This window comes from Saccharopolyspora antibiotica (genome assembly GCF_047200635.1).
Taxonomy (GTDB): Bacteria; Actinomycetota; Actinomycetes; order Mycobacteriales; family Pseudonocardiaceae; genus Saccharopolyspora_C.
In genome coordinates, this window is record NZ_JBJZOI010000006.1 from 226,572 (window position 1) to 249,370 (window position 22,799).

A 22,799-nucleotide genomic window follows, 5' to 3' on the forward strand; every position below is an offset into this window, starting at 1 on the left:
CTCTCGGGGAGAGGGAGCGCTCCGAAGGAGCGTCCGTGGGCACCGCGCTGGAGGAACCGCATGTACGACACGATCATCATCGGCGCCGGGTCGGCGGGGGCCGCGCTCGCGTCCCGGCTCACCGAAGACGATCAGCGGCGGGTGCTGGTGCTGGAGGCGGGACCGGACTACCGCGCGGCCGAGACGCCGCCGGAGATCCAGGGCCTCGAACCGGGTCGGGACCGCGTGGCCGAGCGGCTGGCGCGGACGCACACCTTCCCCGATCTGACCGCCTCCCGCTCCGCCGCGCAGGAACCGAAGACCTACGCGCGGGGCCGCGGGGTCGGCGGGAGCTCGGCGGTCAACGGCCTGTTCGCGATCCGGGCCACCGTGGAGGACTTCGACGGCTGGGCCGTCCGGGGCGCTACCGGGTGGAGCCACGACGAGGTGCTGCCGCTGCTGCGGAAGCTGGAGAACGACCAGGACTTCGGCGCCGAGCCGCACCACGGCGCCGACGGCCCGATCCCGGTGGTGCGCCCGCGCCGCGAGGACTTCGCCACCGTCGAATCCGCCGTGGACGCCGCCGCCGAACGACTCGGCCACCCGTGGGCGCCCGACCACAACGCCCCCGGTGCGACGGGGGCGTCCCCCTACGCCTTCAACAGCTCCGGTGGGCGCCGGGTCTCCACCAACGACGCCTACCTGGAACCGGCGCGCGAGCGACCCGGCCTGCGCGTCGTGGGCGGTGCCCTCGTCGACCGGATCCTCATCAGCGGCGGCCGCGCGACCGGGGTGCGGGCGATCGTCGACGGCAGGCCCACCGAGTTCCACGCCACCGAGGTCGTGGTGTGCGCCGGGGCGCTGCACTCCCCGGCGATCTTGCAGCGCTCCGGCATCGGCCCGGCCGCGGAACTGCGCGAGCTGGGGATCACGCCCGTCGCGGACCTGCCCGTCGGGCGCGGCCTGCAGGACCACGCGGCGATCGTGCTGGTCCTCGGCCTGCACGAGCCCGCCGACTACCGCGGGCTGCCGGAGCGCGGCCAGCTCTTCCTGCGCTTCACCACCGGGGTCGGCGGCGAATCCAACGACGGTGTGATCGCCGCTCCGGGCGCCCTGGCGCCGGACGTCCCGGTGGCGGGGCTCATCGGCTGGAACAACCGGGCGAGCTCCACCGGCAGCGTGCGGCTGGCCGCCACCGACCCGGCGATCGACCCGGTGGTGGACCTGAACCTGCTGTCCGATCCCGAGGACCTGCGGCGCTTCCGGGTCGTCGTCGACGAGCTGCGGAAGATCGCCGCCCAGCCCGAGCTGCGGAAGATCACCGCTGGCACGGGGCTCGGCGAGGCCATGCTGCCGCTGGACGCGGAGCTCTCCGACGAGGAGTTCGCCCGGTTCGCCCTCGCCAACGTCCTCGACGTCTCGCACGCCGCCGGTACTTGCCGGATGGGCGCGCCCGGAGCGCCGGACGTCGTGGTCGACCCCGAGGGCCGGGTGCTCGGCGTCGAGGGGCTCCGAGTCGCGGACGCGAGCGTGTTCCCGTGGGTGCCGCGGGCGAACCCGCACCTGACCGCCGTGCTCGTCGGCGAGAAGATCGCCGCCGCGATGCGCGGCTGATCAGGGGGGGCGTCGGCCGGAGGTCGTCGCGGGTGAGTTCGGCCTGGGCGTGCCCGGTGAGCGCGCCGCCGCGCCCAGCGCCGCGCGACGTCTCCCCGCGGCGCGCACGCCTGGCCGGAGAGCGCGCCGGGCGGGCCGAGCGAGGCGGCGTCCTCGGCGATCGCCAGGCCCGCCCCCGGGCGGAGGTGCTACCTCCGTCGGCGCGCCCCGCGCTTCCGGGCTCGGCCGGAGCGGGCACCGCGATCCGGGTGGACGGCCCGTTCGTCCCCTCTCGCCGGGCGAGGGGACCGTCACCTCGACTCGGGGCGGAGGCCTTCGACGACGACGGCGAGGACCGTGCGAACCCGGCGGTCCCACTCCGATTCGGGGATCCGGGACAGCGCGCCCAGCAGAAGGAGGACGTCGGTGGCGTCGACGTCCGGGCGGACCTCGCCCGCCTCCTTGCCCCGGTCCAGCAGCTCGCCCAGCGCTTCGTCGAGCCGGTGGTGCTGCGCGGTGCGGAGCTCGCGCCACGCGGAGGCCTCGATCGCGGCCATCACCCCGCGCTTGACCCGCGCGTACTCGACCACCCGCGCCAGCCAGAGCGACAGCGCCCGCAGCGGCGGGTGCTCGGCGAGCAGCGGGGCCACCGCGTCGACGAGCTGGCCGAGCTCGTGCCGGTAGACCTCCGCGAGCAGGTCCTCGCGGGTCGGGAAGTGCCGGTAGAGGGTGCCCTGCCCGACGCCCGCCGCCTTGGCGACCCGGTGCAGCTTCAGCTCGGCCACCGCCCCGTTCGACTCGCTCAGCTCGGCGCGCGCGGCCTCGACGATGCGGTCCCGGTTGGCGACCGCGTCCGACCGCGGTTCGCGGCTCATCGCGACGTTCACCTCTCCTCGTTTCGACAACCGGACAACTGTCCGCTACCGTCGACCGGGTAAGCGGACAGTTGTCAGTTTAGAGCGGGAGAGCGCCATGAGCGGAGTGCGGGGAAAGATCGTCGCGATCACCGGGGCCAGCAGCGGGATCGGTGCGGCCACCGCGCTGGAGCTCGCGGGCCGCGGTGCGGCGGTGGTGCTGGGCGCCCGGCGCACCGACCGGCTCGACGCGCTCGCGGCCCGGATCCGGGAGGCCGGCGGACGCGCGGAGGTGCTGGCGGTCGACGTCACCCGCCGAGCCGACCTCGAAGCGCTGGTGGCGCTGGCCGTGGACCGGTTCGGCCAGCTCGACGTCCTGGTGGGCAACGCGGGCGTCGCCCGGACCGCGCCGGTGGCCTCCCTGGACGTCGACGACTGGGAGCTCATGATCGACGTCAACCTCCGCGGGGTCCTGCACGGGATCGCCGCCGCGCTGCCGGTCTTCCGTGAGCAGGGCCGGGGTCACCTCGTCACGACGGTCTCCACCTCCGGCCTCAAGATCGTGCCCGACCAGGCCGTCTACGCGGGCACCAAGAACGCCGTGCGCACGCTGCTGGAGTCGCTGCGCCAGGAGTCCACCGACGGCGTCGTGCGCACCACCACCGTCTCACCCGGCTTCGTCCGCACCGAGCTCGTCGACCACGTCCAGGACCCCGCGCAGCGGGACCGGCTGCGGGAGTCGATGGCCGCCCTCGGCCTCGCGCCGGAGGCGGTGGCCCGCGCCATCGCGTTCGCCGTCGAGCAACCCGACGACGTCGAGATCGGCGACCTCACCCTGCGGCCCGCCCGGCAGGGCTAGCGGGAGGCGGTGCGATCCAGCCCGGGCAGCTCCGCCAGCGGCGCGGGCCTGCCGAAGTAGAAGCCCTGCCCCTGGTCGCAGCCGATCCGCTGCAGCACGGCGAGCTGCTCGGGGGTCTCCACGCCCTCGGCCACCACGACGAGCCCCACCGCGTGCGCCATCGCGACGATGCTCGTCACGATCGCCTGCACGTCCTCGGAACCGGTCAGGTCCGAGACGAAGGACCGGTCGATCTTGAGCGTGTCCAGCGGCAGCCGCCGCAGCTGGGCCAGCGAGGAGTACCCGGTGCCGAAGTCGTCGATCGCCAGGAACGTGCCGAGCTCGCGCAGCTTGCGCAGCACCCGCACCGCCGAGGTCGCGTCCTGCATCAGCGCGTTCTCGGTGACCTCCAGGCACAGCGCCTCCGGCGGCAGCCCGGCATCGTCCAGCGCCGCGCGCACCACCTCGTGCAACCGCGGATCACCGAGCTGCCGGGGCGAGAGGTTCGCGTTGATCTGCAACTCGCCGCCGTGCTCCCGGCGCAGCGCGGCGAACTCCCGGGTCACCTCGCGGAGCATGAACGACCCCACCTCGTTGATCAGGTCGCTCTCCTCGGCGAGCGGGATGAACTCCGCGGGGGACACGTGGCCGTGCTCCGGGTGCCGCCAGCGCAACAAGCCCTCGGCGCCGATGGTGCGCTCGGTGCGCAGGTCCACCACCGGCTGGTAGGCCACCCACAGCTGCTCCCGCGCCACCGCGTGCCGGAGGTCCTGCTCCAGGAGCATGTGCCGCTGCACCCGCTCGCGGAGCTCCACGTCGAAGAAGGTGTAGCGACCCCGGCCCTGGGCCTTCGCCCGGTACATCGCGACGTCGGCGTCGCGCAGCAGGTCCTGCGCGGAGCGGGTGTCGCCGGGGTGGGAGACGACGATCCCGATGCTGGCCTCCACGTGCAGCCGGATCCCGTCCACGTGGGCCGGCTCGGTGAGGGTGCGCAGCAGCGCGTCGGCGCGGGCGGCGAGCTCGTCGCGGCTCAGTCGCGCCTGGGTGGCCACCACGAACTCGTCGCCGCCGAGCCTGCCGACCAGCTCCCGGTCGCCGGTGACGCGCACCAACCGCTGCCCGACGCTGCGCAGCACCTCGTCGCCGACGCCGTGGCCCAGCGAATCATTGACGATCTTGAAGTTGTCCAGGTCCACGAACAGCACCGTCAGCGGCCTGTCGCGCAGCGGGGAGTTCACCGCCGCGTCCAGGTGCCGCAGCACCAGGGTGCGGTTGGCCAGGCCGGTGAGCGGGTCGTGGGTGGCCTCGTGCTCCAGCCGCTCGCGCGCCGCCCGGCTCTCGGTGATGTCGCTGAACGACACCAGCACCCGGTGCGGCGGGCTGTCCTCCGGGTCGAGGGCGCGGGCGGTCACCGCCAGCCACACGCTGCGACCGTCCCCGCGCTGGATGCGCACCACCCGCGAGTTCACCGGTCGCCCGGTGTGCAGGGTGGACATCGAGGGGCGGTCCTCGGTGGTGATCCGGTCGCCGTTCTCGTCGAACATCGCCCAGGCCGACGCGGACTCCCCGACGATCTCGCTGGGCTTGGCCCCGAGGATGCGCTGCGCGGCCGGGTTCGCGGACTCCACGATCGAGGACGGCGCGATCACCAGCACTCCTTCGTCCAGCGCGTCGATGACGGTGGAGAAGGTGCGCTCGGCATGCCTGCGCGCGGTCTCGTCCGCGCACACCAGCACGTAGCCCTCGTCCATCTCGGAGACCGTCACCCGCACCGTCAGCGCGGTGCCGTCGCTCCGGCGGTGCAGCGATTCGGACACCCCGCCCTGGGCCAGCAGTTCGGACGGGCACAGGGCCGCGCCCACCAGCTCGTCCACCGACCTGCCCAGCGCCTCCCGCGACGAGATCCCGTAGACCGCCTCGGCGGCGGGGTTCCAGCTGGTCACGCGCGCCTCGCCGTCGGTGGCGATGATCGCGTTGCTGACGTGCTCGACCAGCGCGGCCTGGTAGCGCAGGCTGCTCTCGGCAGCCTTCTTGTCCGTGATGTCGCGCAGGATGACCTGGAGCGCGGGCTCGCCCTCCCAGGAGGTGCGCACCGACACCAGCTCGACCGGGACCAGGCTGCCGTCGAACCGGTGCAGCGCCGCCTCGGCCGGGGCGGTGCGCGCGCCGGGGTGGGTCAGCGAGCGCAGCCGCTCGTGCATCCGGGGGACGGAGTGGGCATCGACGAAGTCGGTGATGGGGCGCCCGACGACCTCGCCGAGGTCGTCGGTGCCGAGCATCCCGAGGGTGGCGGAGTTGGCGTAGCGGACCACGCCGCCCTGGTGCACGCAGATCGCGTCGGGGCTCAGCTCCACCAGCAGCCGGTACCGGTCGGTGAGATCGGTCAGCGACTGGCGCTCCTCGTGGGCGCGGGTGACGTCGGCGGCGACGCCGAGGAGCCGGTCGCCGTGCTCGGGATCGTGGTAGCGGCGGGCGTGGAAGTGGATGAAGCGCTGGGTGCCGCCCTCGCCCGCGATCGGCTGCTCCAGATCCAGATCGCGCCATTCGGCGGCGGTGCGGGCCGAGACGATCAACGGCGCGATGAGGTCGCGCAGCGCGTCGCGCAGCGCGGTGTCCCCGCACCCGGGGATGCCGAGCAGGGCGTCCAGCCCGGCGGTCCAGGTGAGCACGTCGTCCTCGAGCCGCAGCGACCACCGGACCGCGCCGCTGGTGGCGAGGGCGAGATCCAGGAACTCGCGGTCCGGGCCGGGACTCGTCGGGCGCTCGACCACGGCGTCAGCGTCCACGGATCGTGCGCCGGCCGGATCGGGTGCACGCCATCCGCATTGATCGACCACCACCGTTCGAGCTCAGGGCGCCGCGGCCGAGCTGTGCAGGTTCCGTCCCCGGTGGACGCGGCAGTCCGTGCCGGGGCGCTCGTAGTTTCGCATGTGCGCTGCTCACGAACCGTCCTGAGTGGTGCGTGGCCGCTCGCTGATCATAGGACGCCTCCGGCCGACCGGCGAACACGCCAGGTGTTCTCGTTCTCGTGCGTGCACAGCGATCTTGTGCCCCTTCGGTGTGACTGGTTCGACGCTCGGCGCACTGTTCGTGGCCAAAGCTCACCCTGCCGCCTCACTCCACGGCTGAGGTAGGGGCGCGAGACCCGGGTAATGCGTGACCGCGCGTAGTTCGATCTCGAGGTTGGTGAACCGTCCCGAGCCCGGGCACGCCGAATTCCCCGGCGGCCCGCGATCCCCTTCGCGAGGCGCCGGACGCGCGTGCCGCGGACCGGGCGGCGCCGCGAATTCGAATGATCGCGATCGGGAGAGGTGATCGAGCGATGAGCTCGCAGCACTCGGAAATCGAAATCGGTGGAATCGGCGCGGTGACCGGCTACGGCTGGGGTCGGGAGGTGCTCTGGGACGGGCTGGTCTCCGGGATGCCCGCGGCTGTCCCGGAGGAGGGCCACGGCCCCGGGCGGGACCGCACCGCCTGGGTCGCCCGGGTCCCCGAGGGCGGCGACCCGGCGGACGGGCCCAGCCGCTTCGCGCGGGCCATGCGCGCCGCGGCGCGCGAGGCGATCCTCGACGCCGCGGCCCAGGGCTGGGTCGCGGGCCGCCGGGTGGGGCTGCTGCACGCGGTCGTGCTCGGCGAGGTCGACCTGTGGCGGGAGTTCTACCAGGCCCGGGAGGGCCGGGTCCCGGTCCGGGACTACCTGGCGCTGATGCCGTCGACGCCGATGTCGACCTTGATGAAGGAGTTCGGGTTCCACGGACCCGCGATGAACGTCTCCGCGATGTGCGCCTCGGGCAACGCCGGGCTGCTCACCGCGAAGGCATGGCTGGACTCGGACGTCGTCGACGACGTCGTCTTCGTGGCCACCGACCTGTCGGCGACCCCGGAGAACGTGCTGCACTTCGAGCGACTCGGGGTCGCGATCACCGATGCCGGGCCGCTGGAGGCCTGCCGACCGTTCCAGGAGGGCAGCCGAGGTTTCACCATGGGCGAGGCCTCGGTCGGGATGGTCCTCTCGCGCGGCTTAGCGGACCCCTACGCGCGCCTGCTCGGCGGCTCGATGTCGCACGACGCCCACCACGTGACCTCGATCGATCCGGATCTGACCGAGGTGCGGGGCTGCGTCCGCGAGGCCTTGCGGCGATCCGGGGTGCGGGGCCGCGACATCCGCTACCTCAACGCGCACGGGCCCGGCACCGCGCAGTGCGACCGCGCCGAGGCGCGGGTCTGCGCGGAGCTGCTCGCCGAGCAGACCTCGATCTACTCGGTGAAACCGCTGGTCGGGCACTGCCAGGGCGCCGCATCGGCGGTGGAGGTCGCGGTCGCCGGGCTCGGCTACCGGCACGGGTTCATCCCGGCCCCGCCGCGGCGGGCACCGGGCGACCGGCGGCTGCTCGACGGCCGCACCCCCGTCGCCGGAGGGCTGACGCTGAAGTCGTCCCTCGGCATGGGCGGGCACAACTCGGCCGTGGTGCTCGGGCCGCCGAGCTGAGCGGGTCGGCGGTGACCGGCCGTCCGTGAGCCCCGCCCGCGCGACGGGCGGGTCGGACTCCAGCGGCTTCCTCGCCGCTCCGCCCCGGGGTGGCGGCGGTGCCGGGTGCGCTCGCCGCGCGCGGCACCGCCGTCCTGGCGGGGGAGCCGCTGGGCACCCGCCGGGACCGTCGCACCCACCGGTCGTCGCCCGGCGGCCGCACCACCGGCCCGGTCGCCGACGTCCCTGAGCCGCGACGGGCTCAGCGCTGCCAGGCCTCGACCTCGGCGAGGAACCCGGCCCGGCGCGGCTCGTCCAGGAAGGCGGCGCGGAAGGAGTTCGCGGCCAGCTCCCGCAGCTGCTCGGTGCCCAGCCCCAGCTCGCGGCGCACCGCCGCGTAGTTGTCGTCCACGTAGCCGCCGAAGTAGGCCGGGTCGTCGGAGTTCACCGTCACCAGCAGGTCCTCGGCCAGCAACCGGGGCAGGGTGTGCGCCGCCAGCTCGGGGAACGCGCCCAGCCGCACGTTCGACAGCGGGCACACCGTCAGCGGGATCCGCTCCCGCCGCAGCCGGGCCACCAGCTCCGGGTCCTCCAGCGCGCGGATGCCGTGATCGATCCGCTGCACCCCGAGCACGTCCAGCGCCTCCCGCACGTAGTCCGGCGGCCCCTCCTCGCCCGCGTGCGCGACCGCGCGCAGCCCCAGCTCGTGCGCGCGCCGGAACACCTCGGCGAACTTCGACGGCGGATGCCCGACCTCGGCCGAGTCCAGTCCGACGCCGACGACGCGGTCCAGGAACGGCTCGGCGAGCCGCAGCGCCTCGGCGGCCGACTCCGCGGGCTCGTCGCGCAGGAAGCAGAGGATCAGCGAGGCGGACACCTCGCTGTCGTCCAGCGCCGCGCCGAGCCCGCCGATCACCGCTTCCATCGGCACGCCGCGCGAGAGGTGCGCCTGCGGGTCGAAGAAGATCTCCGCGTGCCGCACGCCCCGCTCCGCGCAGCGATCCAGGTAGGCGGCGGCCAGGTCGCGGAAGTCCTCGGCGGTGCGCAGCACGACCATGTTGGCGTAGTACACGTCCAGGAACGACTGGAGGTCGCGGAACCGGTACCGCGCCCGCAGCTCCTCGACGGAGGAGTCCGGCAGCGCGATGCCGTTGCGGCGCGCGAGCGCGAAGACCATCTCGGGTTCGAGGGTGCCTTCGACGTGGACGTGGAGTTCGGCCGTGGGTGGGGTGGCGGCGCTCATTCCCGCGACCCTAGCGAGCCCCGGCGCCGGTCCGGGGCGGCGAGGTCACCTGGGGAGACGGTGCTCACGGCCACCGCCCGGGGGAGGCGGCGGGCCGCCGCCGGGCTAAGGTCGGGGAGAACGTCAACGAGCCCGCCCCGGGGCGCGGGCGCGGCGGCAGGAGGCGGTGCGCGGTGGCCGAGGACGAGCGGGTGCGACCCGATCCGGTGCGCTGGATCTGGTACGCCTTCGGCGGCAAGCTGCCGTCCCTGCACGACGCCTGGGTGCTGCACGACGTCACCGCGCGGACCTGGCAGCTGCGGCACGCGGTGCGCAGCCTGGTGCAGGTGTCGCCGGGGTTGCTGTTCCTGCTGGTCCCCGGCCCGATGTGGATCAAGGCGATGGCGATCCTGGGCGGGGCGCTCCTCGCGGTCTGGTACGGCATGGCCTACGCCGAGTTCACCTGCGAGCACCGCGCCTTCAAGCAGGGCTATCCGCTGGGCACCGCGCGGCGGGTGCGCGAAGAGGCGGCCGACGGGCTCGACGCCGAGCAGCAGGCCCGCTACGCCGCCCGCTACCGGGACACCGGGCCGCGCTGAACGGCCCGCGCGGGGTCCGGTGGAACCCCGGCCGTCCTCCCGCGCGGTGACCTCGCCGCTCCCTCGCCCCTGCGGGCCCGCGGCGGCGCGGACCGCGCGCCGGATCTCCGCTCGGCGGCTCGGCGGACGGGGGAGCCGGCGATGCGCGCACGGGTGCGGATGCGCGGCGCGCGGCCGGGTCGCACGGAATTTCTCGCGTCCGGAGATCGTCACGCCGGAATTCCTTGCCCCGCAACGGCGTCCGGGCCCGCGCCGGGCCCCCTCGTCGCGGTCGTCGGCGGGGATGATTCATGCTGGTGGCCCCCGTCCCCGCTGCGACGTGCCCGGTGCGCGGCGGCCTGGGACGGTGGTCGACACCGCGCCACCGGAACCCGGCACCCCGCTCGGCGAGCGGTGGCCGGGCGGTTCCGGCGGTCCGGGAGGGGAGTCGGCCGGACGGGACACCCGGGCCCCAGAACACGGAGGAAAGGCAGCGCCATGACGACGACACTCGGAACTCTGCTCACCGCGATCGTCACCCCGTTCGACGCGGAGCTGAAAGTGGACGAGGACGCCTTCGTCGCGCTGCTGCACCACGTGATCGACAGCGGTTCCGACGGCATCGTGGTCTGCGGGACCACCGGCGAGGCGGCCACGCTGACCAACGAGGAGCACCTGCGGCTCGTCGAGATCGCCTGCGCCGAGCGGCCCGACGGGGTGACCGTGCTCGGCTCCACCGGCTCCAACGACACCGCGCAGGCCTGCGCGATGACCGAGCGGGTGACCGAGCTCGGGGTGGACGGGGTGCTCTCGGTCAACCCGTACTACAACCGGCCGAACCGGCGCGGTCTGGTGCGCCACTACCAGGAGATCGCGAAGTCCACGGACAAGCCGATCGTGCTCTACAACGTCCCCGCCCGGACCGGCACGGACGTGCCGAACGACCTGCTCGCCGAGCTGGCGCAGATCGAGCGGGTGGACTTCGTCAAGCAGGCCAACGACGACAACCTGGCGCTGGTGGACGGGCTCGGCGTGTACTCGGGCAACAACGAGACCTTCGCCCGCGCCCTGGACATGGGCGCGCTCGGCGGCATCGTGGTGGCCAGCCACGTCGCCGGCCCGCAGATGCGGCGGATGGTCGACGAGCCGGAGCGGCGCGCGGAGCTCGACGCCGCGCTGCGGCCGCTGTACGCGGCGCTGTCGGTGACCACCAACCCGATCCCGGTGAAGGCGGCGCTGAACCTGCTCGGCCACCGCGTCGGCGCTCCCCGGCTCCCGCTGGTCGAGGCGGACGAGGCCGAGACCGAGGTGATCCGCGAGGCCCTCGTCGAGGGCGGTTTCCTGGCGGCCTGAGGCCCGGAGGTCCCCTCCGCCCGGTGGCGGAGGGGACGGTTCCTCATCCGGCCAGCAGGTCCTCCAGCTCGCGCAGCGCAGCGCGCAGGTGGTCGGCGAAGGCGTACATCCCGCCGGAGACCGCCAGCGGCGTGCTCAGGTACACGTGCAGCTGGTCCGGCAGCAGCACGTAGGCCACCCCGATGCACTTGCCGCTGGTGGAGCCGAACCCGAAGTGCTGGATGTTCCTGGAGGGAGCCGAGCTGGTGCTCAGGTAGTCGTCGCGCATGATCGTCCAGCCCGGCGAGTCGTAGAGCGCGAGCGGCTCGGTCACCCCGAGCTCGGCGCCCCGGCGGCGCTGGATCCACTGCAGCTCCCACAGGTGCTGCTCGGGCGCGTCCCCGGCCTGGCACTGCTTGGCCCGCGCCACGTGCGCGTCGGCGGCGGCCCGGAACGCCGCCGCGCGGCTCGCCGCGTCCGCGTCCGGGTCGTCCATGAGCCGGGCGAACTCGACGATCTCCGGGGTGACCACGCGCATCGCCTCGGTGCGGCCGTGCCGCCACTGCCGGGTCGCGATGGACTCGTAGGTGGCGCCGATGCCCTTGGTCCGGTGGTGCGCGAGCTGGTAGGCCAGCTGCACGAAGGCGTCCGGCGACGTGCCCAGCGCCTTGGCCCGGTCCGCCCCGAAGTCCGGGAAGGACAGGACCTTGTTCGAGGTCTCCGCGGCGAAGGTGCGGAAGGCCTCGGCGGCGCCGCCGATCTCGGCCCGCAGCGCGTCGTCGAGCGGGAACTCCACGGCCTCGACCACCGGGGCGCCCTGCGCGCGGGCCCCGGCGTCCGCCGCGTGCTGCTCGGGCGTCGATCCCAGGAGCGCGTCGACGAAGGTGAGGATCGTCGTCCCGTCGAGCCCGCAGTGCTCCACGTTGATCCCCGCGCGGCCGTCCTCGAACACGATCAGCGAGACGGCCTTGTCGAACCAGCGGTTCGCGCTGTCGCCGTGCAGCAGCTGGTCGCAGGCCTCCTGCACGTCGATCGGAGCGAAGTCCTCCAGGCACACGCAGAACAGCGCGGATTCCACGGTCTCCAGCGCCTCGGCGCCGCCGAGATCGAGCAGCCGGCGCCGGGAGCGGGCCCAGTCCGCGCGGGCCGAGGTGGTCAGGTGCCCGGGCGACGCCTCGGCGCGGCAGGCCCCGGCCTCGCGGACCTCGGCGAGCCCGGCCCGCAGGTCGGCGAGGTCGTGCGGCGTGCCGTCGGGTGCGAGCACGTCGAGCCGGAACAGGTTGCCGCGGAAGAGCACCACGACGTGCCGCGCGGGCGAGGGCCCGGGGTGCTCGTCGGTGTAGGGCGCGCGGACGGTGTCCTGCTGCTCACCCGGGATCCGGGTGGTGGAGAACAGGAACTTGTTCTGCACCATCGAGCTCGCCCGGCCGCGCTGCACCAGCGGCGGCAGCACCTCGGCGTCCAGCGCCTTCTTGTAGGCCACCGCCCCGGCGATCAGGCCGGCGGCCCGGTCCAGCTGGGTCCGCTCGGTGTCCTGGAACAGGAAGAAGAAGTTCGCGTTGAGCGCGATGCGGTCCCGCCTGCCCAGGTAGCGGGAGGGCCAGAACTCGTCGAGCCAGCTGTGCACGCCCTCGCTCGCGTCGAAGCGCTCCAGGTCGGCCTGCAACGTCCGGGCCGGGCTGTCCGGTCGCAGGAACTCGGTCACGGCCCGCTCGGTCTCGGCGAGTTGACCGGCCGTCAGCAGCGGGGCGCACCACTCCAGGAAGCGCGCGCAGCTGTCCTCCAGCGCGGGTAACGGCACGCGCGGCAGCCGGTCCTCGTTGCCGAAGGTGCGGGTGGACCATTCCTGGGTGTCGTTCACGGTCGTCCTCGGTGGGGTCGGGGTGGGAACTTCCGGCGGTCTCGCCAGCTCAGGTGCGCGGTCGGGAGAGGAACAGCTCGGCGTGCAGCCAGCCCTCGGCCTCCAGCCCGGCCGGGTCGATCCCCGCGCGGGCCAGGGAGTCGAGCATCAGCGCCTGCTCGCGCTCCGAGGCGAAGCGGCGCTGCTTGAACGTCCCGTCGACGCGGGTGGTCTCGTAGCCGATCTCGGCGAGGCTAGCGGCCACCGGCGCGAACGGGAACGTCCGCAGCACGAAGTGCGCCATCCACGGCAGCCGCCCGGTCGCGCACTCGGCGATCCGGCGCACGGTCCGCTCGCCCGCGTAGCCGAGGCAGCCCGTGGAGAGCACCACGTCGGCGGAGCCCAGCAGCTCCCGCTGCGCGGCATCCGGTTCGCCCGCCTCCAGGTCCGCCCGCACGGCGTCGTCGAGGAAACCGGCGCGCACCGCGTAGTCCAGCGCCGGGCCCGAGGCGTCGAGACCGATGAACCGCGCCGCCGGGACCCCGGCGCGGGCGCGCACCCAGGCCCGGTCGCGCTCCAGCAGCGCCGCGCGGTCCAGCTCGGCGACTCCCTCGGCGGTGTAGCGCGCGTAGAGCTCGTCGAGCGTCGCGTCGCAGCGCAGCATCGCGGCGTTGACGCCGTAGGAGCTGCCCACGTCCACGATCGTCGGCACCCCGGCTCCGCGGGCCTGCCGGTGCTCGTCGAGGAGCTTGCGGAAGTAGGGCTTCGCGAGCTGCGGGATCCGGTACTCCAGGGTCCGCAACGTGCTGAAGTAGTCGCGCGGGTCCGGCCGCGCGTAGATGTGGTCGAGGGTGATCTTGCCGGTGGCGTCGAAGCGCACGGTCCGGTCTCCTCCGGGTACGAGCCCCCGTCCGGGAGCGGGTGATCGCGGCGGTCAGTCCAGCAGCGCGTCGCCGCGCACGGCGTGGCCCTCGGCGGCCACGTGCTCGGGCAGCACCCGCCCGAAGATCTGCCGGGTGCGCTCGACGCTGCCGATCACTCCGGGGCGGGTGCTGTAGGCGAAGATCGCGGTGTGCCGGGCCCGCTCGCCACCCACCTCGGTGACCCGGTGCAGCGAGAAGCGGCCGTGGAACAGCTGGAGGTCCCCGGGGCGCAGGGTGATCCGCCGCACCAGGTGCTCCCCACGGCCGTCGAGCACCGCCGCCACGTCCGCGAAGTTCTCCGCCTCCGCCGAGCGGATGTCCTGGCAGTACTCGAAGGCGCCGCCGGACTCCGGTTCCTGGGTCAACATGCTCACCGCGAACTCGTTGGTGTCGAAGTGCCACGGGTGCGACATGCCCGGGTTGACGACGTTGAGGGTGAGCCCGGCCAGCGGATCGGCGAGCGGGTGGATCTCCGGCAGCCGCACGCAGTCCGCCAGGAATCGCTGGAACAGCGGGTTCGCGTAGAGCCGGTGGATGATCGCCTCGGCGGGGATCTGGTCGCGGGCGACGAAGGCGTTGCCGCGCCGCAGCGTTCGGCGGGCCGGGTGGTCCGGGGGGAGCTCGGTGCCGGGGTCGATGTTGTAGGCGTTGACCGTCTCGACGTCGTAGTGCGCTCGCGGCGCGATCCGCTCGCCCTCCCGGCGCAGCTCCTCCTGCAGGGCGGGCCGGACGAAGTCGGCGAGCACGCAGCAGCCGTGCTCGGCGAGGTCGTGGCGGGCGCGGGCGACGACCTCGGCCCACCCGGCACCGCCGGGATCGGCGAGCGGGTAGCGGGCGGTGTCGACCACCCGCTCGACGAGTTCGGACTCGGCGACTTCGGCTGCGCTCATGGCGTCCTCCCCGCACGCCGGGCGCACCGGCCGGGAGGGACGGTGCGCGCGACCCGCGCCGCTGCGATGTGCTCCGGATCCCGGGTCCGGGACCTGCCGGATCCGGGGCTTCCCCGAATCTGGCACGCACCGGTCGCCGGTGCGACCGGGCCGGGCCGGGGAAACCCGCGCGTTTTTCCCGAGAAGATCAATTCAGCGGATTTGCCGGCGCGCGGGAGGAGCCGGGCGACCGGCAGCCGCTGGGCGGTCGGCGTGCGCGGATCCGGCGGAGATGCGCTCGGCCGGTCAGCGCACCGGGGCGCCGGAGGCCGCGGGCAGCACGAAGTCGTGCTCGCTGCGCCCGTTCGGCACCGAGACCCGGCTGGCCGCGGGCGCCGCGCCCGGCGCGGAGGCCACCACGGTGACGAACCGATCCGGCAGGTCGTGCACCTCGTAGGCGCCCCGCGGGTCGACCTCCACCCGAGCGAGCTGGTTGCCCGCCGAGTCGGTCACGGTCACCACGGCCTCGCGGGCGGGTGCGCCCCCGGGCCGCAGCACCGCGCCCGCCAGCGTGCGGTGGTGCGCGGGGTGCGGCGGCTCGAACAGCGGATCCACCACGGTGCCGGTGTCGTCCTCGTGCTCGTAGGAACCGGCCTCGGCCGTCACCTCGGGGTCCTCCCGCTGCTTGCGCCGCGCGTGCCACTGGGTCGCGGCGGTGAGCCCCACGCCCAACGCGCACCAGCAGACGAGCCCGATGATGCCCGGCCAGGAGCGGGCGCCGTCGAAGTAGAGGATGCCGCGGATCGAGTCCGCCGCCTCGCCCAGCGGGAGCAGCAGGTGGAAGAACTGGAAGAACGGGTGCACCAGCTCCTTCGGGATGGCGCCGCCGCTGGAGGGCATGCTCAGCAGCACGAACAGCGTCATCGCCACCCCGGGGATGAACTGCTTGACCAGCGGCACCAGCCCGAAGGTCGTCCACCCGACGGCCTGGGTGAGCAGGAAGCCGAGCACGACCACGACCGGGTGGGCCGGGATCACGTCGAGCAGGCGGCCCGCCGCGTAGCAGACCACCGCCGCGAAGGCGCCGACGCCGACCAGCGAGAACAGCTTCTGCCGGGTGGTCAGCTCCGCCCGCAGCAGCACCATGACGGTCACGTACGGCGGAATGTTCATCGCCAGCAGCAGGTAGAACAGCCCGGTGCCCAGCACGTCCCCCGGCGCGGTGGGGGCGAGGTCCACCTGGGTCAGCGCGTGCCCGCTCGCGGCGGCCACCGGGGCGAACAGCGGTTGCAGGAACTGCACGAGCGCGGCCCCGTTGGCCTTGGCGTAGAACAGCTCGCCCGAGGCCGGGTCGTAGCCGGCCACCACGTCCCGGTCGGTCACCGCCTCCCGCGCCGCCGCCGCGTCGGGCACTGCGGTGACGTCCACGCCGCCCGGCAGCGCCGCGGCGAACCGGGCGTCCAGCTGCTGCGCCACCTGCTCGCCGGCCACGGCGACCGGCAGGTGGTGCGGGCTCGGGGCGTGGAACGGCAGCAGGTAGCACAGCACGAAGCCGCAGATGAAGAAGATCGGGAACCACAGCGACGATGCCAGGGTGCGCACCAGCGAAGCCGGCTGCTGCTCGGGCACGACGTGCTCCTTGTCTCGTGAGAGCGCGCCTCGCCGCGGCGGCGCGCGAGCGGCGGGCGGGGTGGTGGCGGACCGCGGTCTCGGAGCGCCCCGGCGCGGCGGCGATCGCGCGCCGCGGCGACGGTGCCAGCGGTGAAGACCCGGCGGTCCTGGTCTCCAGCAGCGTAGCAGTGGATGCATCTGGTGCAAGAATGCAGGTACTGCAAAGTTCGCCCGCTGGGGCATTCGTCCGGAACCGGGCGGGACTCGTCGAGCGCTCCCCCCGCACGCACTACGATTGATGGTTCGAGCCGGTCGCGGCGGAGCCAGGAGCTGCGAGGGAGGGAGTCAGGCATGTCCGGGACGACGCTGCCCCGCGCCTCGGGTGCCGCTCCGCGACCCGTGCCGGAGGGCCTGCGGGAGCGCAAGAAGCGCGCCACCCGGCAGGCCCTGCAGCAGGCCGCGGTCCGGTTGTTCCGCGAACGCGGTGCGGCCTCCGTGACCGTGGAGGACATCTGCGCGGCCGCCGACGTCTCGGCCCGCACCTTCTTCAACTACTTCGCCTCCAAGGAGGAAGTGCTCGTCCCCTGGGACCCGCAGACCATCGCGGGAGCGCCGCAGCGCATCGCGGAGCGGCCCGGGGACGACGGCCTGCTGGAGGTGGTGCACGCGGTGCTCGGTGAGGCCGTGGACACCGCGATGGCCGCGCCGACCTGGCGGGATCAGGCGCTGGTCCTGCGCGACCACCCCGAGCTGGTGAGCCGGGTGGCGCTGGCGTCCTGGGACCTGGAGCTCGCGCTGGCCGACGGGATCGCGCGCCGCACCGGTGCCGACCGGGAGGACTCCTACGTGCGGCTGGTCGCGGCCACGGCGGTGACGGCGCTGCGGGTCGCGGTCCAGTGCTGGCAGCGGGCGGACCCCGACGCGGACCTGCACGACTTCGTGGACGAGGCCTTCGCCGGATTGGCCCGGGGCCTGCGCGCCGACTGAGCGCGCGCCCGCTCCGCGCGGGGCGCGGAACCGGCCGGAGCCGCGGGCCCGTTCGCCGGGATCGCGGTGCGCCGAGCCCGTCCGTTCGGGCCGCGGCCCTCGCGCGATGGGCGGCTGAAGCGGAGCGGGTGATCAGGTTAGCCTGGCCTCAGCACAACGAGTCGCGAGGAGGGCCGATGGCCAAAGCGGGCAAGCCCAGGCCGATCAGGCGGTTGCGCGTGCTGCGCAAGGAGCAGCTCACCCCGCACATGATCCGCATCGTCGCCGGTGGTGAGGGGCTGCGCGGCTACCAGCACAACGAGTTCACCGACGCCTACGTGAAGGTGATCTTCCCGGTGGCGGGCGCGGAGTACCCCGAGCCGCTCGACCTGGGAGCGATCAAGGCGGCGCTGCCCCGGGAGCAGTGGCCCAGCACGCGGACCTACACGGTCCGGCAGTACGACGAGCTCGCGGGCGAGCTCACCCTCGACTTCGTCTGCCACGGCGACACCGGGCTCGCCGGCCCCTGGGCGGCGGCCGCCGCGCCGGGCGACGAGCTGTTGCTGTCCGGTCCGGGTGGCGCCTACGCGCCGGACCCGGCGGCGGACTGGCACCTGCTGGTCGGGGACGAGAGCGCGCTGCCCGCGATCGGCGCGGCGCTGGAGGCGATGCCGCCCGGCGCGCTGGTGCACGCCTTCGTCCTCGTCGAGGACGCCGCGGAGCGGCAGTCGCTGTCGACGAAGGCCGACGCCCAGGTGCGCTGGTTGCACCGCTCGGCGGGCGAGGACCTGGTGGGCGCGGTCCGGGAGCTGGAGTTCCCGGCCGGGGACGTCCAGCCCTTCGTGCACGGCGAGGCCGGTTTCGTCCGCGAGCTGCGCCGGTACCTGCTCACCGAGCGCGGGGTGGCCAAGGAGCGGCTCTCGCTGTCGGGCTACTGGCGGGTCGGCAAGAACGACGAGGAGTGGCGCGAGGAGAAGGCCGCCGAACGAGCCACCGAGCGCACGACCTGACCCACCGCGGCGCGCGTCGAGGCGAACGGCTCGTTCGCCCGTTCCCGGCGGACGAACGGGCCGTTCACCGCAGGGGCGGGTGGTGGCAACGGGGCCCGTGGGCCTCCGGGGGCGGGAGTGCCGGAGGATGCCGCATCGGTGCGGGCACCAGGCCGAGCTGGCCTCCCACGACCGCGCGCCTCCCGGCGCGGCGCGGCCGTCGAGCACCACGAGCGCCGGGCGAACGAGGAGTCCCATGTCCCAGCCCGCCCCGAGGGGCACCGTCCTGCAGGTCTGCCCGTTGCCGCCCTCGCTGGAGGAGCGGTTGGCCGCCCACCACGAGGTCCTCCGCCTGCACGAACAACCCGACCCCGCCGCCTTCCTCGCCGCGCGCGGGCTGGAGGTGGTCGCCGCGGTGACCAGCGCGCGCGTCGGGATGCGCGACGAGCTGGTGGACGCGCTGCCGGCGCTCGGCGCGATCGTCCACTTCGGAGTCGGTTACGAGACCACCGACGTCGCCCGCGCCCGGGCTCGCGGCGTCGACGTCAGCAACACCCCCGACGTGCTCACCGACTGCGTCGCCGATCTCGCCGTGGGCGGGCTCATCGACGTGCTGCGCGGGCTCGCCGCCGCCGACCGCTACGTGCGGTCCGGGCAGTGGGTGCCGAACGGGTTCGGCCTGCGCACCAGGGTCAGCGGCAAGCGGATCGGCATCCTCGGGCTGGGGCGCATCGGGCGGGCCGTCGCGCGTCGGCTGGAGGGCTTCGACGCCGAGCTGAGCTACCACTCGCGGCGGCCGGTTCCCGAGGTCGGCTACCGCTTCGCCGCCTCGGTCCGCGAGCTGGCCGAGGGGGCGGACGTGCTGGTCGTCGCGACCTCCGGCGGGGACGGCACCCGGGGGCTCGTCTCGGCGGAGGTGCTCGACGCGCTGGGACCGGACGGCTACCTGGTCAACATCTCCCGGGGGAGCGTGGTCGACGAACCGGCGCTGGTCTCGGCGCTGGTCGAGGGGCGCATCGCGGGTGCGGCGCTGGACGTGTTCGCCGACGAGCCGCACGTCCCCTCCCCGCTGCTGGAGCTGGACACCGTGCTGCTGCTGCCGCACATCGCCAGCGCCACGCACGAGACGAGGCAGGCGATGGCCGACCTCGCTCACCGCAACCTCGACCACTACCTGCGGGAGGGGACCCTGCTCACCCCCGTCCCACCGGTGTGACCGGCTCGCCGTCCCGGCGGCAGCGGACGAACGCCAGCACACCAGGATCGGGAGTGGTGGGGATTGCCCGGGGCGCATTGCGGTAGGCCGTTGCCTCCGGCCGCTCCGCTTCCTAGCGTGTGCTGCGCGCCGTGCGCCGCCCGCCCGGAGGAGATCGCGGGCGGGGAACGGTCACCGGCGGCCAGGAGGCGAGCATGAGCGGACGCGGCGGAATCGGGCGAGCACGCGGAGCGCGGGCGCGAGCCGGGAAGCGGGGCCACCGGTGAGGCCGTTCCACGCGGTGCTGCTGCTCCCCGTCGCCGGGCTGCTCGGCACGCCCTTCCTGCCCTTCGTCAACACCCCGGCCGCCTGGTTCGGCCTGCCCTCGGTGGTGGTGTGGGTGTGCGCGTGGTGCCTGCTCACCAGCGGCCTGCTCGCCTGGGTGCTGCGCCAGGAGGAGCGCGCGGGCCTGCACTCCGAGGAGGACCCGGTGGGGGAGGAGCTGCGTTGATCGCCACCGCGCTGATCGGCCTGGTCCTCATCGCCGTCGTCGGGCTGCTCGGCAGGCGCGGTGGTGGTGTCGATCTCGCCGACTGGACCGTCGGCGGCCGCAGGTTCGGCGCCGTGGCCACCTTCTTCCTGCAGGCCGGGGAGATCTTCACGACCTTCACCTTCCTCGGCATGTCCGGGCTGGTGCTCGGCGGCGGGGTCGCGGCGATGTACATGCCCTCCTACCTGGTGCTCGGGTACGTGGGGATGTTCCTGGTCGCGCCGCTGGTGTGGCGGCTCGGCAAGCGCCACGGCTACCGGACGAACTCGGACCTGCTGCGGCACCGCTTCGCCAGCCCGGCGCTGGCCAGGGTGACCGCGGTGCTGGCCGTCGTGTTCTTCATGCCCGTCATCCAGGTCCAGCTGGTCGGCCTCGGCACGATCGTGTCCTTCATGACCGGCGACGAGACCGCGGGCACGGTGAGCATCGTGCTGGCCGCGCTGCTGATCCTGCTGTTCGTGCTGTGGGCCGGACTCCGGGGAGTGGCCGCGACCTCCTACCTCAAGGACGTGCTGATGGTGGTCGCGCTGGTGATCATCGCGTGCGGGGTGCTGGCGGCGCACCAGCCGGAGGGCGGGCTGTTCACCGCCGTGTCCGAGCAGGCCGGGGAGCTGCTCACCATCCGGCCGAGCGGCACCTACGGCACCGCCTGGTACGTGACGAGCCTCCTGGTCAGCGCGGTCGGGATCGGTTGCATGACGCTGCCGTCGAGCTGGCCCGCGGTGCTGTCCGGGCGCTCCTCGAAGGCCGTGGCCTCCAACCACGTGTTCCTGCCGCTCTACACGATCGCCGTGGCCATCCCGGTCGTGGTGGGCTTCTACGCCGTCGCGGAGGCGGTGGTCCCGGCCGGGCAGGACAACGCGGCGCTGCTGGTGATGGCCCGGGAGGCGCTGCCGGCGTGGCTGCTCGCGGTGGTGCTCATCGGCGGCGCGGCTTGCGCGGTGGTGCCCGCCGCGGGCGGGTTGATCGTGGTCTCCACGCTGGTCGCCGCGAACCTGGTTCCGGACGGGATGCCCGAGCGGGCGCGGCTGCGCGCGGGCCGCGTCACGGCGGCCGTGGTCGCGGTGCTGGTGCTGGCCCTGACGCTGGGCCGGCCGGGGCTGATGGCCGATCTGTACCTGCTCACCTACAGCGGCGTGATCCAGCTCGCACCCGCGAACCTGCTCGCCCTGCGCGAGCGGGTGCGGGTGCCCGCCGCGGCGGTGCTGGCCGGGATCGCGACCGGTGAGAGCGTGGTGCTCGTCTCGGCCGCGTTCGGCACGACGATCTTCGGCCTGAACGCCGGACTGGCCGGCCTGGCGGTGAACGTGCTGGTCACAGCCGTGGTAACCGCGGTGCGGCGGCGGGACCCGGACCAACGGGAGCCGGTCCCGGCCTAGCCGGCGCCGCGCCGGAAGATCGTCCGGGCGGCGCGTCGCGGGATACAGTCCCCGCGGCGGGGTTCACCTGCCGGAAACACCGCGGAAACGCGGTCTCGACGAGTCGATCGAGAGGGAGGAGCTTGCCGTGGTGGATCTCGACGAGAAGCTGCAGGACATCTACGACGAGGTGCTGCACCGCAACCCCGGTGAGGGCGAGTTCCACCAGGCGGTGCACGAGGTCCTGGACAGCCTCCGCCCGGTCGTGGCCAAGCACCCGCAGTACACCGACGCCGAGGTGATCCGCCGCCTCTGCGAGCCGGAGCGCCAGATCATCTTCCGGGTGCCCTGGGTCGACGACGCCGGCTCGGTGCAGATCAACCGCGGGTTCCGCGTGGAGTTCAACTCCGCGCTCGGGCCGTACAAGGGCGGCCTGCGGTTCCACCCCAGCGTCTACCTGGGCATCGTGAAGTTCCTCGGCTTCGAGCAGATCTTCAAGAACTCGCTGACCGGGATGCCGATCGGCGGTGGCAAGGGCGGTTCGGACTTCGACCCGAAGGGGCGCTCCGACGGCGAGGTCATGCGGTTCTGCCAGTCGTTCATGACCGAGCTCTACCGCCACATCGGCGAGTACACCGACGTCCCGGCGGGCGACACCGGCGTCGGCGGCCGCGAGATCGGCTACCTGTTCGGCCAGTACAAGCGGATCACCAACCGCTACGAGTCCGGCGTGCTCACCGGCAAGGGCCTGACGTGGGGCGGCTCGCAGGTGCGCCCGGAGGCCACCGGCTACGGCACGGTGTTCTTCGTGGACGAGATCCTCAAGACCTCCGGGGAGTCCTTCGACGGCAAGAAGGTCGTCGTCTCCGGTTCCGGCAACGTGGCGCAGTACGCGATCGAGAAGGTGCACCAGCTCGGCGGCACGGTGGTGGCCTGCTCGGACTCCGGCGGTTACGTCGTGGACGAGAAGGGCATCGACGTCGCGCTCCTGCAGGAGATCAAGGAGGTCCGGCGCGACCGGATCGAGGAGTACGCGACGGCGCGCGGCTCGGCGGCGCACTTCGTCGCGGACCGCGCGGCGTGGGAGGTGCCCTGCGACATCGCGCTGCCCTGCGCGACGCAGAACGAGCTGAACGCCGACCACGCCGCCGAACTCGTCCGCAACGGGTGCCGGATCGTCGGCGAGGGCGCCAACATGCCCACCACCCCGGAGGGCATCCGGTTCCTCAACGAGGCGGGCGTGCGCTTCGCCCCGGGCAAGGCCGCCAACGCGGGCGGCGTCGCGACCAGCGCCCTGGAGATGCAGCAGAACGCGTCCCGGGACTCGTGGACCTTCGAGCACACCGAGCAGCGGCTGGCCGAGATCATGCGCGGCATCCACGACCGCTGCCTGCAGACCGCCGACGAGTACGACACGCCCGGCAACTACATCGCGGGCGCCAACATCGCGGGCTTCATCCAGGTGGCCGACGCGATGCTCGCCCTCGGCGTCGTCTGATCCCCGGCCGGGGGGGGGGGGGGGGGCGCCCCACCAACCCCCCCCCCCCCCCCCCCCCCCCCCCCCCCCCCCCACACCCCCCCCCCCCCCCCCCCCCCCCCCCCCCCCCCCCCCCCCCCCCCCCCCCCCCCCCCCC

18 protein-coding genes are annotated in these 22,799 nt (G+C 73.9%); 11 read left to right on the top strand and 7 right to left on the bottom strand.

Annotation, left to right across the window (positions count from 1 at the left end; translation table 11 throughout):
- Positions 1-60: 60 nt before the first annotated feature.
- Positions 61-1,593, top strand: coding sequence for a GMC family oxidoreductase (locus ACL03H_RS06705; RefSeq protein WP_412810215.1), 1,533 nt, complete (start codon positions 61-63; stop codon positions 1,591-1,593).
- A gap of 290 nt (positions 1,594-1,883) precedes the next feature.
- On the opposite strand, the gene ACL03H_RS06710 is transcribed toward ACL03H_RS06705, so the two are convergent.
- Complete coding sequence (locus tag ACL03H_RS06710; protein ID WP_412810216.1) at positions 1,884-2,447, bottom strand: TetR/AcrR family transcriptional regulator; 564 nt, start codon at positions 2,445-2,447, stop codon at positions 1,884-1,886.
- Between the two features lie 97 nt (positions 2,448-2,544).
- On the opposite strand from ACL03H_RS06710, the gene ACL03H_RS06715 reads away from it, so the two are divergent.
- Positions 2,545-3,285 carry an SDR family oxidoreductase gene (locus tag ACL03H_RS06715; protein WP_412810217.1) on the top strand — a complete coding sequence of 247 codons (741 nt, stop codon included), beginning with the start codon at positions 2,545-2,547 and terminating at the stop codon, positions 3,283-3,285.
- Here the strand turns inward: ACL03H_RS06715 and ACL03H_RS06720 are convergent.
- Positions 3,282-6,035 (bottom strand): sensor domain-containing protein, encoded by a 2,754-nt coding sequence (locus tag ACL03H_RS06720; RefSeq protein WP_412810218.1) that lies wholly within the window; start codon positions 6,033-6,035, stop codon positions 3,282-3,284. The genes ACL03H_RS06715 and ACL03H_RS06720 overlap by 4 nt on opposite strands.
- 551 nt (positions 6,036-6,586) lie before the next feature.
- Between ACL03H_RS06720 and ACL03H_RS06725 the strand changes: the two genes are divergently transcribed.
- On the top strand, positions 6,587-7,753 hold the full coding sequence (locus ACL03H_RS06725) for a beta-ketoacyl synthase N-terminal-like domain-containing protein (protein WP_412810219.1): 1,167 nt from the start codon (positions 6,587-6,589) through the stop codon (positions 7,751-7,753).
- Positions 7,754-7,994: 241 nt separating this feature from the next.
- Here the strand turns inward: ACL03H_RS06725 and ACL03H_RS06730 are convergent, their stop codons facing one another.
- A complete protein-coding gene (locus ACL03H_RS06730; protein WP_412810220.1) occupies positions 7,995-8,975 on the bottom strand; it encodes an adenosine deaminase in 981 nt (326 codons plus the stop codon).
- A 173-nt stretch (positions 8,976-9,148) separates the two neighbouring features.
- On the opposite strand from ACL03H_RS06730, the gene ACL03H_RS06735 reads away from it, so the two are divergent.
- Positions 9,149-9,553 (top strand): DUF5313 family protein, encoded by a 405-nt coding sequence (locus tag ACL03H_RS06735; RefSeq protein WP_412810221.1) that lies wholly within the window; start codon positions 9,149-9,151, stop codon positions 9,551-9,553.
- A gap of 477 nt (positions 9,554-10,030) precedes the next feature.
- Complete coding sequence (gene dapA, locus ACL03H_RS06740) at positions 10,031-10,885, top strand: 4-hydroxy-tetrahydrodipicolinate synthase (protein WP_412810222.1); 855 nt, start codon at positions 10,031-10,033, stop codon at positions 10,883-10,885.
- Positions 10,886-10,928: 43 nt separating this feature from the next.
- Here the strand turns inward: dapA and ACL03H_RS06745 are convergent, their stop codons facing one another.
- The 4 genes from ACL03H_RS06745 to ACL03H_RS06760 all read right to left on the bottom strand — a co-directional run bounded on the left by ACL03H_RS06745 (position 10,929) and on the right by ACL03H_RS06760 (position 16,125).
- Positions 10,929-12,725: a choline/carnitine O-acyltransferase gene (locus tag ACL03H_RS06745; protein ID WP_412810223.1), complete on the bottom strand. Its 1,797-nt coding sequence runs from the start codon at positions 12,723-12,725 to the stop codon at positions 10,929-10,931.
- 49 nt (positions 12,726-12,774) lie between these two features.
- On the bottom strand, positions 12,775-13,584 hold the full coding sequence (locus ACL03H_RS06750; RefSeq protein WP_412810224.1) for a class I SAM-dependent methyltransferase: 810 nt from the start codon (positions 13,582-13,584) through the stop codon (positions 12,775-12,777).
- Between the two features lie 54 nt (positions 13,585-13,638).
- Positions 13,639-14,517 carry a HalD/BesD family halogenase gene (locus ACL03H_RS06755; RefSeq protein WP_412810225.1) on the bottom strand — a complete coding sequence of 293 codons (879 nt, stop codon included), beginning with the start codon at positions 14,515-14,517 and terminating at the stop codon, positions 13,639-13,641.
- Between the two features lie 285 nt (positions 14,518-14,802).
- Positions 14,803-16,125 carry a carboxypeptidase regulatory-like domain-containing protein gene (locus ACL03H_RS06760; protein ID WP_412810226.1) on the bottom strand — a complete coding sequence of 441 codons (1,323 nt, stop codon included), beginning with the start codon at positions 16,123-16,125 and terminating at the stop codon, positions 14,803-14,805.
- Positions 16,126-16,458: 333 nt separating this feature from the next.
- Between ACL03H_RS06760 and ACL03H_RS06765 the strand changes: the two genes are divergently transcribed.
- The 6 genes from ACL03H_RS06765 to gdhA all read left to right on the top strand — a co-directional run bounded on the left by ACL03H_RS06765 (position 16,459) and on the right by gdhA (position 22,663).
- A complete protein-coding gene (locus ACL03H_RS06765) occupies positions 16,459-17,094 on the top strand; it encodes a TetR/AcrR family transcriptional regulator (RefSeq protein ID WP_412810227.1) in 636 nt (211 codons plus the stop codon).
- A gap of 176 nt (positions 17,095-17,270) precedes the next feature.
- Complete coding sequence (locus ACL03H_RS06770; RefSeq protein ID WP_412810228.1) at positions 17,271-18,083, top strand: siderophore-interacting protein; 813 nt, start codon at positions 17,271-17,273, stop codon at positions 18,081-18,083.
- 235 nt (positions 18,084-18,318) lie between these two features.
- The gene (locus ACL03H_RS06775; RefSeq protein ID WP_412810229.1) at positions 18,319-19,278 is read left to right on the top strand and encodes a 2-hydroxyacid dehydrogenase; all 960 of its coding nucleotides are present in this window, start codon (positions 18,319-18,321) and stop codon (positions 19,276-19,278) included.
- A 262-nt stretch (positions 19,279-19,540) separates the two neighbouring features.
- Positions 19,541-19,768 carry a hypothetical protein gene (locus tag ACL03H_RS06780; RefSeq protein ID WP_412810230.1) on the top strand — a complete coding sequence of 76 codons (228 nt, stop codon included), beginning with the start codon at positions 19,541-19,543 and terminating at the stop codon, positions 19,766-19,768.
- On the top strand, positions 19,765-21,186 hold the full coding sequence (locus ACL03H_RS06785; protein ID WP_412810231.1) for a sodium:solute symporter family protein: 1,422 nt from the start codon (positions 19,765-19,767) through the stop codon (positions 21,184-21,186). The genes ACL03H_RS06780 and ACL03H_RS06785 overlap by 4 nt, the downstream gene beginning before the upstream one ends.
- Positions 21,187-21,316: 130 nt before the next feature.
- Positions 21,317-22,663: an NADP-specific glutamate dehydrogenase gene (gene gdhA / locus ACL03H_RS06790; protein WP_459561769.1), complete on the top strand. Its 1,347-nt coding sequence runs from the start codon at positions 21,317-21,319 to the stop codon at positions 22,661-22,663.
- Positions 22,664-22,799: the final 136 nt, after the last annotated feature.